The sequence below is a fragment of the Ancalomicrobiaceae bacterium S20 genome, assembly GCA_040269895.1.
In the GTDB taxonomy this organism is placed as follows: Bacteria; Pseudomonadota; Alphaproteobacteria; order Rhizobiales; family Ancalomicrobiaceae; genus Methyloraptor; species Methyloraptor flagellatus.
Map to the genome: position 1 here is coordinate 2,540,797 of CP158568.1, position 15,537 is coordinate 2,556,333.

At 69.1% G+C, this 15,537-nt stretch carries 14 protein-coding genes and 1 pseudogene; 1 reads left to right on the forward strand and 14 read right to left on the reverse strand.

What is annotated here, in order from left to right:
* Position 1: 1 nt before the first annotated feature.
* The 11 genes and pseudogenes from ABS361_11595 to ABS361_11645 form a co-directional block, all read right to left on the reverse strand.
* Entirely contained in the window at positions 2 to 1,279 is a 1,278-nt protein-coding gene (locus ABS361_11595) for an MFS transporter (GenBank protein XBY42769.1), read from the reverse strand.
* Positions 1,276 to 1,989 carry an MIP/aquaporin family protein gene (locus ABS361_11600; GenBank protein ID XBY42770.1) on the reverse strand — a complete coding sequence of 238 codons (714 nt, stop codon included), beginning with the start codon at positions 1,987 to 1,989 and terminating at the stop codon, positions 1,276 to 1,278. Before ABS361_11600 ends, ABS361_11595 begins: the two co-directional genes overlap by 4 nt.
* Complete coding sequence (gene arsN2 / locus ABS361_11605) at positions 1,986 to 2,807, reverse strand: arsenic resistance N-acetyltransferase ArsN2 (GenBank protein XBY42771.1); 822 nt, start codon at positions 2,805 to 2,807, stop codon at positions 1,986 to 1,988. The genes ABS361_11600 and arsN2 overlap by 4 nt, the downstream gene beginning before the upstream one ends.
* Positions 2,804 to 3,331: an arsenate reductase ArsC gene (locus tag ABS361_11610; protein ID XBY46879.1), complete on the reverse strand. Its 528-nt coding sequence runs from the start codon at positions 3,329 to 3,331 to the stop codon at positions 2,804 to 2,806. Before ABS361_11610 ends, arsN2 begins: the two co-directional genes overlap by 4 nt.
* Positions 3,332 to 3,439: 108 nt before the next feature.
* A pseudogene (locus tag ABS361_11615) lies at positions 3,440 to 3,676 on the reverse strand (metalloregulator ArsR/SmtB family transcription factor).
* 84 nt (positions 3,677 to 3,760) lie between these two features.
* Complete coding sequence (cimA, locus tag ABS361_11620; protein ID XBY42772.1) at positions 3,761 to 5,392, reverse strand: citramalate synthase; 1,632 nt, start codon at positions 5,390 to 5,392, stop codon at positions 3,761 to 3,763.
* A 46-nt stretch (positions 5,393 to 5,438) separates the two neighbouring features.
* Positions 5,439 to 5,915, reverse strand: coding sequence for a GNAT family N-acetyltransferase (locus tag ABS361_11625; GenBank protein ID XBY42773.1), 477 nt, complete (start codon positions 5,913 to 5,915; stop codon positions 5,439 to 5,441).
* Positions 5,915 to 6,415 carry a GFA family protein gene (locus ABS361_11630; GenBank protein XBY42774.1) on the reverse strand — a complete coding sequence of 167 codons (501 nt, stop codon included), beginning with the start codon at positions 6,413 to 6,415 and terminating at the stop codon, positions 5,915 to 5,917. The genes ABS361_11625 and ABS361_11630 overlap by 1 nt, the downstream gene beginning before the upstream one ends.
* On the reverse strand, positions 6,412 to 7,032 hold the full coding sequence (locus ABS361_11635; GenBank protein ID XBY42775.1) for a hypothetical protein: 621 nt from the start codon (positions 7,030 to 7,032) through the stop codon (positions 6,412 to 6,414). The genes ABS361_11630 and ABS361_11635 overlap by 4 nt, the downstream gene beginning before the upstream one ends.
* Positions 7,032 to 8,423: a cysteine--tRNA ligase gene (cysS, locus tag ABS361_11640; protein XBY42776.1), complete on the reverse strand. Its 1,392-nt coding sequence runs from the start codon at positions 8,421 to 8,423 to the stop codon at positions 7,032 to 7,034. The genes ABS361_11635 and cysS overlap by 1 nt, the downstream gene beginning before the upstream one ends.
* Before the next feature lie 307 nt (positions 8,424 to 8,730).
* Complete coding sequence (locus ABS361_11645) at positions 8,731 to 9,207, reverse strand: CreA family protein (GenBank protein XBY46880.1); 477 nt, start codon at positions 9,205 to 9,207, stop codon at positions 8,731 to 8,733.
* Between the two features lie 377 nt (positions 9,208 to 9,584).
* On the opposite strand from ABS361_11645, the gene ABS361_11650 reads away from it, so the two are divergent.
* Positions 9,585 to 11,015, forward strand: coding sequence for a DUF2865 domain-containing protein (locus tag ABS361_11650; protein XBY42777.1), 1,431 nt, complete (start codon positions 9,585 to 9,587; stop codon positions 11,013 to 11,015).
* Here the strand turns inward: ABS361_11650 and gltX are convergent.
* The 3 genes from gltX to ABS361_11665 form a co-directional block, all read right to left on the reverse strand.
* Entirely contained in the window at positions 10,978 to 12,309 is a 1,332-nt protein-coding gene (gene gltX / locus ABS361_11655; protein XBY42778.1) for a glutamate--tRNA ligase, read from the reverse strand. The two genes, ABS361_11650 and gltX, sit on opposite strands and share 38 nt — an antisense overlap.
* Before the next feature lie 479 nt (positions 12,310 to 12,788).
* On the reverse strand, positions 12,789 to 14,513 hold the full coding sequence (locus tag ABS361_11660) for an NAD+ synthase (GenBank protein XBY42779.1): 1,725 nt from the start codon (positions 14,511 to 14,513) through the stop codon (positions 12,789 to 12,791).
* A gap of 74 nt (positions 14,514 to 14,587) precedes the next feature.
* Positions 14,588 to 15,376, reverse strand: coding sequence for a class III extradiol ring-cleavage dioxygenase (locus ABS361_11665; GenBank protein ID XBY42780.1), 789 nt, complete (start codon positions 15,374 to 15,376; stop codon positions 14,588 to 14,590).
* Positions 15,377 to 15,537 lie beyond the last annotated feature (161 nt).

Sequence of the window (15,537 nt, forward strand, 5' to 3'; positions counted from 1 at the left end):
TTCAGGCGGCGAGGCGGTCGATCGGCCGCTCCGAGACCAGCCGGCCGAGCCAGACGAAGGCGAGGACGCCGAGGGCGCCGAGCCCGATCAGAACCGCGATCGCGGCGGCCGCGCCGATCCCGTCGGCGATCGCCGCCACCGCGAAAGGCGCCAGCGCGCTGACCACGATGCGCACCGAGGAGATCACCCCGAGCCGGCTCGCGTAGCCGAACGGGCCCCAGACCGCGAGCGGCACCGTGCCGCGCGCGATGCTGACGATGCCCGATCCGGCGCCATAGAGCACCGCGAAGGCGACGAGCGCGATCGGATCGCCGCCGCCGAGGATCAGGATCGCGAGCCCTGCGACCACCATCGCGCTCGACAGCGTGCCGAGCGTGACCGGCGACAGGTTGTTGCCGCCGAGCATGTTGATCAGCCGCGAGGCGACCTGTGCCGGGCCGAAGATCATGCCGACCGACACCGCCGCCTCGCGCGCGATGCCGAGGCTGCCGAGCAGCGGCACCAATTGCGCGAGCAGGCCCGTCAGCGTGAAGCCGCCGAGCGTGAAGCCGACGATGACCAGCATGAGCACCAGCGGGCGCCGCTCGCGGGTCTCCGCCTCCGCATTCGGGCCCGGATCGGGTCGCGGCGCGGTGGCAACGGCCGGCGCCGAGGAGACGATCGGCCCGGTCTCGGCCACCCGCGCGCGACGGCGAGCGCCGACGATGACGAGGTGCAGCGGCGCGGCGACCAGCGCGTTGAGCGCCGCATAGACGAACAAGACCGTGCGCCAATCGAAGGCGCCGGCGAGCTTGGCGGTCAACGGCCAGAACAGCGTCGAGGCGAAGCCGGCAATCAGGGTCAGGTGCGTGATGGCGCGCCGCGCGGTCGGGCCCGCGAGTTCGACCAGCGCAGCGAAAGCGGTCTCGTAGAGCACGAAGCCCGAGGCGATCTGGGTGGCGATCAGCGCCGTGGCGAAGCCGACCGGTCCGCTCGCGGAGGCCAGCGCGGCGAGCGACAGGGCGGCGGCGAACGATCCCGCCACCAGCACGCGGTCGGGCCCGAACCGGTCCGACGCGCGTCCTGACCAGGGCGCAAAGAGGCCGCAGGCGAGCAGCCCGGCCGAGAACGCGCCGTACATCCAGCCGTGCGACAGCCCGAGATCGGCGCCGATCGTGTCAGAGAGCACCCCATAGGCATAGTAGAGCGTGCCGTAGCCGATGATCTGGGTCACGCCGAGCGCAGCGACCACGAGGGCGAGCCTCCGGCCCGAGAGCGTCGTCGCGCGGGCGATGATCATGCCGAGGGACCGACCGCCACGCCGGGTTCGCGCTCGGCAAACCAGCCGTCGAGCAGCAGCGCGGCGAGCGCGCCGGCGATCTGCGCGAGGACGAACATCGGCACATCCGCCGGCGCGATGCCGGCGAAGGTCGGCGTGAAGGCGCGCGCGAGCGTCACGGCCGGGTTGGCGAAGGAGGTCGAGGCGGTGAACCAGTAGGCCGCGGTGATGTAGAGCGCGACAGCGGTCGGGATCGCCGACGAGCGGGCGCGCACGAGCCTGAGGATCGTGAACAGGAGCCCGAAGGTCGCGACGACCTCGGCGATCCACAGCGGAGCGCCGGTGCGGGCCGTGGTCGAGGCCGCCAGCAGCGGCAAGCCGAACATGGCATGGGCCAGCGCCGTTCCGGCAATACCGCCGAGGCCCTGCGCCGCGATGCGGGCGAGCGCCCCACGCGCGTCATGGGTGCCGCGGAGCCAGCCGGCCATGGTCACGACCGGATTGAACTCGGCCCCGGAGATCGGCGCGAACACCGAGATCAGCACATAGAGCCCGGCGCCGGTTGCGAGCGCATTGGCGAGCAGCGCCAGCCCGACGTTTCCGCCGGCCAGCCGCTCGGCCATGATGCCCGAGCCGACCACGACTGCGACCAGCAGCGCCGTGCCGAGCGCCTCGGCGACCAAGACACGGGCGGCGAGCCCGGTATCGTTGCGGCTGATGGCCCCGCTCACAGCGTGATCCTCCGGCTCATGACCGTTGCCGAAGCCGGGCAGAGGTCGGCGAGCTGTCGCGTCGCGGCGATCGCCGGCGGCAGCGCCTCGCGCGCGATCGGCTTGAAGCCGCAGGCGGCGAAGAACGGCGCGGCGTCGCGGGTCGCGAGATAGGCGCGGGTCGCGCCGCGATCGAAGGCGCGGCGCATCAACAGCGCCACCAGATTGCGGCCGATCCGGGTGCCGCGCGCAGGCGGCTCGACCACGATCGAGCGCAGCAGCGCGTCCGCGCCATGGATCTCGAAGCCGCCCCATCCTACCGTCGCGCCGTCGAGGGTTCGATAGCGGAAGAAACTGCGGCCGGGCTCGGCGATGTCTTCGATGTGGAGGCCGGCGGCCTGCAGCGGCGCGGCGATTTCGGCCGCGCCGACCGGCTCGTCCTTCAGGTACGGCGCGTCGTCGTCCTTGGTCAGGCGCTCGCGCGGCGCGTCGATCAGGTCGAGCACGACGTCGGAGGGACGGCACAGCCGGACGCCGGCCGGGGCGACGACGATCGGCCGGTTGATCAGGATCGGGTGCTCGGCGATCGCCGCCAGGATCTCCGCGTCCGTGATGCCAGCTCGGCCGAGATCGAGCGCCTCGAAGGGCGTGCCCTTCTCGCGCAGCAGCGCCTTGAGCGGCAGGCCCATGCGCGCCGCGAAGTCGACCAGTTCGGCGCCGCTCGGCGGCGTCGTCAGATACTCGATCACGCGCGGCTCGGGACCGGCGCGGCGCAGCAGCGCCAGGACGTTCGACGACGTGCCGCAGGCGGGGTTGTGGTAGATCGTGATTGCGGTCACCGGCTCACCTCCGTGGCGAGCCCGGAGGCGCCTTCGAGCCGGCCGATACCGTCGAGGCGGTTGCGAAGCGTCATCCGATCGAGGCTGCCGACCGGAAGCGCGACGAACGCCGAGATTCGATTGCGCAGATACCGGAACGCCTGCACGAACGCCGCCTCCTTCTGGATGTCGGTGCCCTCGACCGCGGCAGGGTCCTCGATGCCCCAATGGGCCGTCATCGGCTGCCCCGGCCAGACCGGGCACGTCTCTCCCGCCGCAGAATCACAGACCGTGAAAACGAAGTCCATGACCGGCGCGCCCGGGCCGGCGAATTCTTCCCAGCTCTTCGAGCGCATGCCCGCGACCGGGAAGTCGTAACTTTCGAGAACCCGAAGCGCGATCGGGTTGACCGTCCCCTTCGGCTGGCTTCCGGCCGAAAAAGCCTGGAAACGCCCTTCGCCGAGCTTGGTGAGCAGACTCTCGGCGAGAATCGAGCGCGCGGAGTTGCCCGTGCAAAGGAAGAGTACGTTGTATCGGTCCGCCATGCTTGTGCCCTCGCTGCTCGTTCTGCTTCCCGGTTTCGGCTCGGCCGGCGCACAGCGCGCGGCGCCTCCGCAGCAATCCTCGTCGAGAAACGCCGTCAGAGCGGCGACCCGAGCACGGTCGGCGCGGTAGACGATCTGTCGGCTGTAGCGTTCGCTGCGCACGAGCGCGGCCCGCGAGAGCACCGCGAGATGGCTCGACATCGTGTTGTGCGGAACGCCGAGCCGGCGCGCGATCTCACCGGCGGGAAGGCCCTCCGGTTCGTAGCGCACCAGCAGCCGGTAGACCTCCAGCCGGGTGGTCTGCGCCAGCGCAGACAGCGCTTCGATGACGTCCTCATTTTCCATATGTCGAGACTAGTGGACATATGGACATTTGTAAACAGGCGACAGGTTCCCGCCGACGCGGTCGCATGCGCCAGAAATAGCGATTTACTCCGCGGCCGCCGCCGTCGTGATGCCGAGCACCGGGGCGCCGGCCTTCAGGAGCTTGTAGACGACCGAGTCCATCAGCGCCTGGAACGAGGCGTCGATGATGTTCTCCGAGACGCCGACCGTGAACCACCTGTTGTCCTGGCCGTCCTTCGATTCGATCAGCACGCGGGTGGTCGCCCCCGTGCCGCCGTTGAGGATACGGACCTTGAAGTCGACCAGTTCGAGGTCGGCGATGAACGGCTGATACTGGCCCAGATCCTTGCGCAACGCGGCGTCGAGCGCGTTGACCGGACCGTTGCCCTCCGCCGCCGAAAGCAGCACGTCGTCGCCGACGGCGAGCTTCACGGTCGCCTCGGAGACGGTCATCAGCTCGCCGCGCGCGTTGTAGCGCCGCTCGACCGTGACGCGGAAGCGCTTGACCTTGAAGAACTCCGGCACCTCGCCGAGCGTGCGGCGGGCGAGCAGTTCGAGCGAGGCGTCGGCCGCTTCATAGGAGAAGCCCTCCGCCTCGCGGCGCTTCACTTCCGCCAGTAGCGTATCGAGCCGCGGATCGTCCTTGCGCACCTCGATGCCGAAGCGGGCGAGCTCGGCGAGCAGGTTCGACTTGCCGGCCTGGTCGGAGACCAGCACGCGGCGGCGGTTGCCGACGCTCTCGGGCGCAATGTGCTCGTAGGTCTTGGGGTCCTTGACCAGCGCCGAGGCATGGATGCCGGCCTTGGTCGCGAAGGCCGAGGTGCCGACATAGGGCGCATGCCGGTTCGGCGCGCGATTGAGCAGCTCGTCGAAGGCATGCGAGAGCTGGGTCAGGTCGCGCAGCGCATCCTCCGAGACGCCGATCTCGAAGCGATCGGCGAATTCCGGCTTCAGCTTCAGCGTCGGGATGATCGACACGAGGTTGGCGTTGCCGCAGCGCTCGCCGATGCCGTTGAGCGTGCCCTGGATCTGGCGTACCCCGGCCCGCACGGCGGCGAGCGAATTGGCGACCGCCTGCTCGGTGTCGTTATGGGCATGGATGCCGAGGAAGTCGCCGGGAACGACCGCCGTCACACGGGCGACGATGGCCTCGATCTCGTGCGGCAGCGTCCCGCCATTGGTGTCGCACAGCACGACCCAGCGCGCGCCGGCCGCCCGCGCGGTCCGCGCGCAGGCGAGCGCGTAGTCCGGATTGGCCTTGAAGCCGTCGAAGAAGTGCTCGCAGTCGACCATCACCTCGCGGCCGCGCGCGACCGCCGCCTCGACCGACAGGCGGATGCCGTCGAGGTTCTCCTCGAGCGTGGTGCCGAGGGCGAAGGTGACGTGATAGTCCCACGACTTGGCGACGAAGCAGATCGCGTCCGCCTCCGCCGCGAGCAGCGTCGCCAGGCCCGGATCGTTCGAGACCGAGACGCCCGGCCGCTTGGTCATGCCAAAGGCGGTGAACTTCGCTCGGCTCGTCCGCTTCTCGGCGAAGAAGGCGGTGTCGGTCGGGTTGGCGCCCGGATAGCCGCCCTCGACGTAGTCGATGCCGAGACGGTCGATCAGGCCGGCGATCGTGACCTTGTCGGAGAGCGTGAAGTCGACACCGCTCGTCTGCGCGCCGTCGCGCAGCGTGGTGTCGAACAGATAGACGCGCTGCTTGTCACTGCTCATCATGCCCTGCCCGGCTCACCGGCCTGTTGCCTTGCGCGACCTTCGTTCAGGCCAGCGCCTTCTTCATTGTCGTGTTGGAGAGCCACTGGCCCTCGACCGGCACCATGCTGCGTTCCTGCGGCACATATCCGCGCGCGCGAAAGAACCCTTCGGCCGTGTCGCTCGCCTTGACCGTGATCGCCGCCGAGCCGCGGCCCTTGGCCAGCCGCTCCAGCGCATCGACGAGTGTCGCGCCGGCGCCGCGGCCGGCGAAGTCCGGATGAACATAGAGCATGTCGAGCGTCTCGTTGCCGACCAGCGAGGCAAAGCCGGCCGGCCGGCCCTTGGCGAGCGCGACCAGCGTCGTCGCCTTGGCCAACCGCTTGGCGAAAGCGGCGGCGTTCTCGACCAGCGAGATCCAGGCGAGGCGCTGGTCCTCGTCGTAATCGTCCTGCGTCAGCCCCTCGATCGATTGCGCGACGAGTTCGCGCAGGGGATCGACATCGGCGGGCAGCAAGGGACGAAGGGGAAAGGCTTCGCGCATCAGTGCGTCCTCTCGTCCGGGGTGGTTTGACCCGGACCGCGATCGGTGTCGTGGTCCGGATGCTGGTAGGAGACGATCGTCGCCTGGAACGCCATCGACTTCGCCTCGTTCTCGGGCGGGCGGCCCGGCAGGTCGGCAAGATCGTGGAACCAGGGCATGCGAGCCTCGACACCGACCTGGATGGTCGGCGGGATCGCGGCCGGATCGTCGAAGGCACCGATGGCGATCTCGATGCCGCCGTCGCGGCGACCATCGACCTCATAGGTGAGCGGCGTGCCGCAATCGGCGCAAAAGCCACGCTCGATCTTGTTCGAGGAGCGGAACCGCTTCGGCGCACCGCGTGTCCAGGTCAGGCCATACGCCGATACCAGCGGCCCGAAGAATGAGCCGAACGCCTTCTGGCACATGCGGCAATGGCAGATCGACGCCCGGCCGAGCGAGGTGCAGGCGAAACGCACGGCGCCGCACTGGCAGCCGCCGGTGATGCGGGTGGTGGTCATCGCGTGTCTCCCTGGCTCGATTGCGGCTGTTGGCGGAGATCGGTCGGGATCGAAGGATCGACCTCGGCGACAATCGCAGGCTTCAGGTCGTAGCGTGCAGCCACGGCCTCCAGCGCCTCGACCGCGTCGACATTGATGCCCCATTCGGCGATCACACGCGCGAAAGCCCGTGTCGTCATGAGCGTGACCGGATAGTCGGCCTCCATGAACAGGCTGGCGACCTTGCGATCCTCGTAGACGACCACAGCCGCGCCGGGATGTGCTGGCATCCAGCCGTCGATGAACTCGCGGACGGCGAGCTCGCCGGCATTGCGCAGAGCCTGCTTCAGGACGAGGTCCTCGTCCGCTGTCCGATGCTTCGCGCGCAAGGTCTCGACACCGATGCCGATGGCCGTGCGCGCCGGCCAGATCGCATCGCCCATGCGCACGATCCAGTCAGCAACATCAGATGCAAACGGCTTCGAGACGTCGCCGCAGACTTCGTCGACGACACGGTCGACCAGCACGATGCGCCGGTTCAGACCGCGCAGCGTATCGAGCAGCCCGGCGGCCGCCAGTCGGATCAATGGCCCGGCGTCCGCGACGACGATCGGCTGGCGGTCCGCCGGGGTCATCATCACCCGACCTCCCAGGTGGTCCGGATCTCGCCGGTCGCGGGATCCTTGCTGTCCTTCAGCACCACGCCCATGGCCGCGAGTTCGTCGCGGATGCGGTCGCTCTCGGCGAAGTCGCGGGCCTTGCGGGCGGCGAGGCGGGCGGCGACGAGCGTGTCGACCTTGGCCGCATCGACGCCGGCGGCTTCCTTCTTGCGCGCCGCCCAGGCGTCTGCGGTCTCCGACAGGAAGCCGAGGAAGCGCAGCGAACCGACCAGGGTCGCGCGCGCATCGTCGCCGCCGGCGCGCTGCGCCTGGTTGCGCAGCGCGTGCAGCTCGGCGATCGCCTTCGGCGTGTTGAGGTCGTCGGACAGCGCCTCGACCACCCGGCTCGACGGCTTGTAGTCCGAGGCATCGGCCGCGAACCAGTACCAGTCGTCGAGCGTCTTGCGGCTCTCCTCCAGCCCCTTGACCGTCCAGTCGATCGGCTGGCGATAGTGCGTGCGCAGCATGTTGAAGCGCAGCACCTCGCCCGGCCAGTCGGCGAGCAACTCGTTGATGGTGACGAAGTTGCCGGTCGACTTCGACATCTTCTCGCCTTCGACCTGCAGGAAGCCGTTGTGCATCCAGACCTGCGCCATGATCTCGCGACCGAAGGCCGAGCAGGACTGCGCGATCTCGTTCTCGTGGTGCGGGAACACGAGGTCGATGCCGCCGCCATGAATGTCGAAGGTCTCGCCGAGGTGCTTCCAGCTCATCGCCGAGCACTCGATATGCCAGCCCGGCCGGCCGCGACCCCAGGGGCTGTCCCAGCCCGGCTCGGCGTCCGACGACGGCTTCCAGAGCACGAAGTCCATCGGATCGCGCTTGTAGGGCGCGACCTCGACGCGGGCGCCGGCGACCATGTCGTCGAGCGTGCGGCGGGCGAGCTTGCCGTAGTCCTTGTCGGCCGGCACGTGGAACAGCACATGGCCCTCGGCCGCATAGGCAAAGCCGCCCGCGATCAGCTTCTCGATGATCGCGATCATCTCGGCAATGTGCTCGGTGGCGCGCGGCGTCACGGTCGGACGCAGGCAGTTCAGCGCCGCGACGTCGGCCTCGAACTGCTTATAGGTCTTGTCCGTCAGGTCGCGGATCGCCTCGACCGGCGCCACACCGGGATAATCGCGGGCGGCGCGCGCGTTGATCTTGTCGTCCACGTCGGTGATGTTGCGCACATAGGTGACGTGATCGGCGCCATAGACCTGCCGCAGCAGGCGATAGAGCACGTCGAACACGATCACCGGCCGGGCATTGCCGATGTGGGCATAGTCATAGACCGTCGGGCCGCAGACGTAGAGGCGCACGTTCTTCGGGTCGAGCGGACGGAAGTCGTCCTTCTCACGAGTGAGCGTGTTGTAGAGCCTCAGAACCACGTGCGTATTCTCCCATGCCTGCTGGCCGGGGCTCGCTCATCTGGTCTCTCGGGAGGGCAGACGGGACCGGGCCAGCGTTTCAGCTAGCCGCAAATGATGATGGCGATCGTCTGGATCGCAAAAGTCATCGTGTCGGTCGTCATGGCTTCGGGTGTGATGGATTTCGAGGGCAGCGTCAAGGGCGAAAGCGGTTAGGGCGACAGCGGGCAGGACGAAGGCCGGCGATGGCCACCTGCGTGGACGCCCGGCCGCGCCGACGCCAGCTTCAAGGACGTCGGCGCCCATTCGATGGACGGCGCCGTCCCGCTCACTTCACGAAGTCCCCGCACTTCTCCGTCGCCGTGTCGCCACCCCAGGGCATGATCGGCACGCTCGACGTTGAGTTCTTGGGGCTGCCTTCGACGAGCTTGTCGGAATAGACCATGTAGACGAGCACGTTGCGCTTGGCGTCGCAGCCGCGGACGATCTGCATCTTCTTGAAGAACAGCGACCGGCGCTGGCGGAACATGTCGCCGCCCTGCTCGACCTTGGCCTTGAACTTGATCGGACCGATCTGCCGGCAGGCGAGCGAAATGTCCGAGACCTCCTCCGCAACGCCGAACATGCCGGCGACGCCGCCCTTCTCCGGCACGGTGAAGTGGCAGGCCACGCCCTCGACCTCCGGGTCGTCGATACCGTAGACCGCGAGCTTGTGATCGGGGGTCAGCAGCTTGAACACGGTCGAGCGCTTGAAGATCAGGTCCGGCTCCTCGGCGCGCGCCGCCGGGCTCGCGGCGGTGAGCATGCCCGCGAGGGCGGCGAACGCGAGAATCGCGTGGCGTTTCGACATCGAGCGGTCTCCCCGGATCGCAACCGCCCCTCACCCGAACACGGGCGCGCGGACGATCCCCGCTCCGATGTAGGCGCCCGAGCGCTGCAGCGCGAGAGGCGACGACCGCGTATAGTCCCGTCCAACGGCGGTCGGCGACGCATCGAATCATGCTTAACGATTTCCGAAGGGCTGGCTGTCACTCTGGTGTCAGCCCGTCCGGGCGGTGCCCACAGACGTCGCGCGGGCCACTGGTCCCTCGAGGTCGCGGCCCTCGCGACGCGCGGCTTGAGGCGCGGGAAGCCGCCCTATATTCCAGACGCGACCAAGACGATTGAGAGTGCGGAACGACGATGCGAGCGAACGCGGCACGATCGGACACGCGAGCGGCGGGGCGAACGCTCCGCTGCACGGTCGTGCGCGCCGGGGCGTTGCTCGTCGCGCTCGCCGCTCCGGCGATGGCGATCGAACCCGAGGCCTGCAACGCGCTGCGCGGCCGGTTGGCTGCGCTCGACAAGGCCGGCACCTCGGAAGCCTCGCAGTGGGGCGAGGCGATCCAGAAGCAGCGCGAGGCGTTCGAACGCGGGCGCGCCCAGTACGAGCGCTATTGCAGTCCGTCGCTGTTCGGCGGCGGCCCCGATCCGCGCTGCCCGGCGATCACGCAGCGCAATGCCGAGATGCAGCGCAATCTCGCCCAGCTGGAAAAGCGCTATCAGCGGATGGGCGCGGCCGGCCCGCGCGCCGAGCGGCTGAACGTACTCGCGTCGCTGAAGGCCTACGGCTGCACCGATCCGCGGCAGGCGCCGGTCGACCAGCGGCAGGCCGCCGACACGCGCGGCACCGTCACGGCGCGCTGGGGCGCCGACAACGGTGCGCCACTGTCGGCGGGAGGCCCGACCACGCGACCGGCGCCGGCCGGACGATATGCGGTGCCCGGCGGGACGTCCGACGGGCGCACCATCGTGCTGCAGGGTCCGAACGGTCCGACGCTCTATCGCGAGGACAACGGCCGGCTGATCCCGCTCGGCCCCGCGGCGGTTGCCAGCGCCGCGCCGCAGGCGAGCCAGCCGACCGGGCTGTTCGGCGCCTTGTTCGGCAGCGCGAACGACGCAACGCCGCCGGGCGTCGCCACGCGCAGCGAAGCCACATTGGCCGAGCCGAGCACCGACATGCCCGAGGGCGAGCTGCCGAGCGAGGGCGGCGCCTATCGCACGCTCTGCGTCCGCACCTGCGACGGCTACTATTTCCCGATCTCCTACGCGACCAGCCGCGCCCGCTTCGCGACCGACGCGCGCGTCTGCCAAGCGATGTGCCCCGGCACCGAAACGCGGCTGTTCGTCCACCGCAATCCGGGCGAGGACAGCGAACAGGCGATCTCGGCCGATGGCGAGGGTATCCCCTACACCCGGCTGCCGAACGCCATGCGCTATCGCCGCGAGGTCGTGTCCGGCTGTGCCTGCGGGCGCGCCGACCCGACGCTGCTGCCGGCGTCGATCGACAGCGACCCGACCGTGAAGCGGCGCTCCGTCGAGGTCGGCGACCTGCGTCCGGAGCTGCCGTTGCCGCGCCCACGGCCGCGCGCGGACGACGATCCGGATACGGAATGGAACCGCGCCAACGGCTTCGTGCCGCGCGCGATCGATCCGACGCCGGTCGAGGCGGCCGCTCCCCCAGGCCCCTACCCCGAGGCGGGCGGCGCGGCTCCTGCGAACGCGTCCGTTGGTGCGGGTTCTGGACCGCGTAAGGTCAGGGTAGTCGGGCCAAAGTATTTCGCCGGCCAATAAGCGGCAGCAGCCGCTTCAATTCCGGACCGTGATCGAGGCCGGTCAAAGCCTGCCGGAGCGGCATGAACAGCGCCCGGCCCTTTCGGCCGGTCGCGGCACCGACGATCTTGGTCCAGGTGCCCCAGGTCGTCTCGTCCCACGGCTCCTCGGGCAATAAGGCCTTGGCAGCGCCCAGGAAGTCGACATCCTCGGCCGCGACGACCGGCTCGATCGGGCCTTCGACCACCCGCCACCACAGCGCCGCGTCGACGACCTTGGCGAGATTGTCGCGCACCGCGAACCAGAATGCCTCGCCGCCGCCGATACCGAGCGCGGCGAGACGATCGGCGACGGTGGCGTGATCGAGCTTGTGCACGAGCCGGGCGTTGAGCGCGTCGAGCTCGTGCGGATCGAATTTGGCGGTCGAGCGCGAGACATGCGCGAGATCGACATGGGCGGCGAGTTCGTCGAGGTTTCGATAGGCATGCACCTCATCGGAGGTGCCGGTCAGCACAGCGATCGAAGCCACCGCCATTGCCTCATAGCCGTCACGACGCAGCGTGCGGAGGGACAGCGCGCCGCTGCGCTTCGAGAACGCCTCGCCCGCCGTGGTCGCCAAGAGGTTCGCATGGGCGAACACCGGCACGGCGCCGCCGAGCGCCTGAATGATCGCGATCTGGACGCCGGTGTTGGTGACGTGATCCTCGCCGCGGATCACATGGGTGATGCCCATCTCGATGTCATCGACGACCGAGGGCAACGTATAGAGGTAGGTGCCGTCCTCGCGGACCAGGATCGGGTCGGAGAGCGAGGTCGTCTCGACGCGCTCCTCGCCGCGGACCAGATCGGTCCAGGACACGGGCGCGCCGTCGAGCTTGAAGCGCCAGTGCGGCTTGCGGCCGGCGGCTTCGAGCGCGGCCCGCTCGGCATCGCTCAGCGCCAGCGCGGCGCGATCGTAGATCGGCGGCAGGCCGCGGGCGCGCTGACGCGCGCGGCGGCGTTCGAGTTCGTCGGCGGTCTCGTAGCAGGGGTAGAGCCGGCCATTGGCCTTGAGCGTCTCGACCGCCGCATCATAGAGCGCCGTCCGTTCCGACTGGCGGTGCAGCTCGTGCGGCGTGATGCCGAGCCAGGCCAGGTCCTCGCCGATCGCGAGCCGATACTCGTCGCGGCAGCGTTCGACATCGGTATCGTCGATGCGCAACACGAATTGGCCGCCATGGCTCAGGGCAAACAGCCAGTTGAGCAGCGCGGGGCGCGCATTGCCGATATGGAGATAGCCGGTCGGCGACGGAGCGAAACGGACTTTGACGGTCATGCCGGGCTTTTAAACGCAGGCCGCGCGGCGGGGAAGCGAAAAGCCGATGTCGCCTCGGCGCCGCAGCCGGTGGCGTCTCGCGGTGCGCGTTGGAATTGCGACGCGGCGATGCTATCTTACCGGAGTGAGGGACGGGCTCTCGCCCGCCCCTCCGTCTTATGATGCGAATTGGACCCGGAAAGTCAGCTGCCAGGCCGTCCGGGTCCTCTTCACCTCGATAAGGATGGCGAACGGTTTCCACCGCATGGCCATTCCCTCCGGTTGATCGGCGAGGCCGTCGCCTCGGTTGGGGTGGCCCATCGCCCCGAATGCGCCCCTGGCGAGCGCAAGCTGCTTTTGCCGATCACGCGAGCGATGCTACCTGCACGCTACGGAGTTGCAACTTTCGGACGAAATTCAAACCCGCGAGATGTCGGTGTCGAACCGCGCATAGCCGTTCGAGCGGTCGCGGCGACTGACCGGCGTCGGCGCCCCCGGCCTCAAAAATCGACCAGATCCCGCCGCGGCGCCTTCTGCCCCGCAGGCGTGTCGAACACGACCGGCGTGCCCGGATCGCGAAAGCCGTTGGTGATCGGGTAGCGGCGATCGCGGCCGAAGTTGCGGCGGGTCAGCTTGACGCCCGGTGCGGCCTGGCGACGCTTGTATTCGGCGATGTAGAGCAGCCGCTCGATCCGGCGCACCGTCGCCTCCTCGTAGCCGGCGGCGACGATCTCGGCGACGCTGCGCTCGTCCTCGACCAGCGCCTCGAGGATCGCGTCGAGCGCATCGTAGGGCGGCAGCGAATCCTGGTCGGTCTGGTTCTCGCGCAGTTCCGCGCTCGGCGCCTTGGTCAGGATGCGATCGGGGATCACCTCGCCGGCGGTCCCGAGCGCGTCCGGCGGCACATGCGCGTTGCGCCAGCGGCAGAGCGCGTAGACCTCGCCCTTGTAGAGATCCTTGATCGGATTGAAGCCGCCATTCATGTCGCCGTAGAGCGTGGCGTAACCGACCGACATCTCCGACTTGTTGCCGGTGGTCAGCACCATCGGGCCGAACTTGTTGGAGATCGCCATCAGGATCGTGCCGCGCGCACGCGACTGAAGGTTTTCTTCCGTGATGTCCGGCGCGCGACCCTCGAAGACCGGCGTGAGCAGCGCGTTGAAGCCTTCGACGGCCGGCGCGATCGGCACCACGTCGTAGCGGATGCCGAGCGCTTCGGCGCAGGCGCGCGCATCCTCCAGGCTCTCCGTCGAGGTGTAGCGGTAGGGCAGCATCACGGCGTGGACGCGCTCGGGACCGAGCGCGTCGACCGCCATCGCCGCGACCAGCGCGGAATCGACGCCGCCCGACAGGCCGAACACCACGCCCGGAAACCGGTTCTTGTTCACATAGTCGCGCAGGCCCAGGACGCAGGCGGCGTAGTCGGCCGCGTCGCCCTCAACGATCGAGGCACGCGGACCCGGCACGATGCGCCAGCCGCCGGACGCGCGTTCCAGCGTCACCGTCGAAAAGTCCTCGCGGAACGACGGCATCTGCAGCGCCAGCGCGCCGTTCGGATCGAGCGCGAAAGAGGCGCCGTCGAAGACCAGTTCGTCCTGACCACCGACACGGTTCAGGTAGATCAGCGGCAGGCCCGTCTCGGTCACGCGCGCGACCGAGACATTGAAGCGCTCGTCCATGACGCCGCGCCGATAGGGCGAGCCGTTCGGCACCAGCAGGAACTCGCCGCCGGTCTCATGGATGCATTCGGTCGGCTCCGGCCCCCAGATGTCCTCGCAGATCGGCACGCCGATCCGGACGCCGCGAAACGCGATCGGACCCGGCAGCGGGCCGGGCGTGAACACGCGCTTTTCGTCGAAGACGCCGTAGTTCGGCAGGTCGACCTTGTAGCGGACGGTCTCGACCTTGCCGCCGTCGAGCAGCGCGACGGCATTATAGAGCTTGTCGCCGTCGCGCCAGGGCGTGCCGATCAGCACGGCCGGCCCCCCATCGGCGGTGTCGGCCGCGAGTTCCGCGACCGCGCGCATGCAGGCGGCCTGGAAGGCCGGCTTCAGCACGAGATCCTCCGGCGGGTAGCCGGCGATGTGCAGCTCGGGCAGGAGCAGCAGGTCCGCGCCGGCCTCGGCCGCACGGGCGCGGGCGGCGCGGGCCGTCTTCAGGTTGGCGGCGACGTCGCCGACGAGCGCGTCGACTTGGGCGAGGGCGATGACGAGACGGTCGGTCATGGCACCGGTTTATCGCGAGTTCGGACCTCGGACAACGTCATGATCCGGCAGCAGATCCGCTCCGGGCTCCGGGCTCAGCCGAACCGGTAGGCGTCGAGCGCCAGCACGCCGTACTGATGCGAGTGATGCACGCGCTCCACCGCGCCGAGGCCGCCGGCGCCGAGCGCGACGAACAGCGGCAGCAGGTGCTCGTCGGTCGGATGGTTGCGCTCGGCCTCCGGGGCACGGGCGCGATAGTCCAGCAAAGCCTCGAGATCGCCGGCCAGGATCCGCTCATGCATCCAGTCGGCAAAGGCCGAAACCCAGACCGGAACGGGGTCGTTCTCAGGCCGCATGCCGCCGGCGCGGAACACCTCGCGCAGATTGTGGGTCAGCGAACCCGAGCCGATTACCAGGATGTCCTCCATCCCGAGCGTCGCCAGCGCCCGACCGACGGCATAGTGATGCGCGGGATCGCGGTTGGGCTGGATGGAGAGCTGCACGACCGGCACATCGGCATCCGGATAGAGGAGCTTCAGCGGCACCCAGGTGCCGTGGTCGTAACCGCGGTTGCGCGCGATCGCCGGGGCGATGCCGGCCGCGTCGAGAAGCCCGGCCACCTTGACCGCGACCAGCGGATCGCCGGGCGCCGGATAGACGATTTCGTAGAGTTCCGGCTCGAAACCACCGAAGTCGTAGATCATGCCCGGCTGCTCATCGACGATCACGGTCGGTCGGCCGGACGGGAAATGCGCCGAGGCGATCACGATCGCACGCGGCTTGCCGAGGGCCGCGCCATAGCCGGCGAGGAAATCGCGGGCTTGGGAATTGCGAATGATCAGGTTCGGCGCGCCATGGGAGACGAACAGGGCTGGCATTGACATCGAACGGCTCCGAAGGCTCCCTCGCGGCGCGGGGCATGGCCGCGCAAGGCATGGCCGCGCCAAGAGACTGCAGGGCCGGAACCCGGTCAATCCCGCAAGACGGCCACGCAGCGTTCACGGCGGCCGAACGATCGCGGGTGGCCGCCTTGCCGAACAGGCCG

Excerpts from the sequence above, each read along its gene's own strand:
- ABS361_11595 (XBY42769.1), bottom strand. The coding sequence starts at position 1,279 with ATGATCATCGCCCGCGCGACGACGCTCTCGGGCCGGAGGCTCGCCCTC.
- ABS361_11610 (XBY46879.1), bottom strand. The coding sequence starts at position 3,331 with ATGGCGGACCGATACAACGTACTCTTCCTTTGCACGGGCAACTCCGCG.
- cimA (XBY42772.1), bottom strand. The coding sequence starts at position 5,392 with ATGAGCAGTGACAAGCAGCGCGTCTATCTGTTCGACACCACGCTGCGC.
- ABS361_11625 (XBY42773.1), bottom strand. The coding sequence starts at position 5,915 with ATGCGCGAAGCCTTTCCCCTTCGTCCCTTGCTGCCCGCCGATGTCGAT.
- ABS361_11630 (XBY42774.1), bottom strand. The coding sequence starts at position 6,415 with ATGACCACCACCCGCATCACCGGCGGCTGCCAGTGCGGCGCCGTGCGT.
- ABS361_11635 (XBY42775.1), bottom strand. The coding sequence starts at position 7,032 with ATGATGACCCCGGCGGACCGCCAGCCGATCGTCGTCGCGGACGCCGGG.
- ABS361_11645 (XBY46880.1), bottom strand. The coding sequence starts at position 9,207 with ATGCTCACCGCCGCGAGCCCGGCGGCGCGCGCCGAGGAGCCGGACCTG.
- ABS361_11650 (XBY42777.1), top strand. The coding sequence starts at position 9,585 with ATGCGAGCGAACGCGGCACGATCGGACACGCGAGCGGCGGGGCGAACG.
- gltX (XBY42778.1), bottom strand. The coding sequence starts at position 12,309 with ATGACCGTCAAAGTCCGTTTCGCTCCGTCGCCGACCGGCTATCTCCAT.
- ABS361_11660 (XBY42779.1), bottom strand. The coding sequence starts at position 14,513 with ATGACCGACCGTCTCGTCATCGCCCTCGCCCAAGTCGACGCGCTCGTC.
- ABS361_11665 (XBY42780.1), bottom strand. The coding sequence starts at position 15,376 with ATGTCAATGCCAGCCCTGTTCGTCTCCCATGGCGCGCCGAACCTGATC.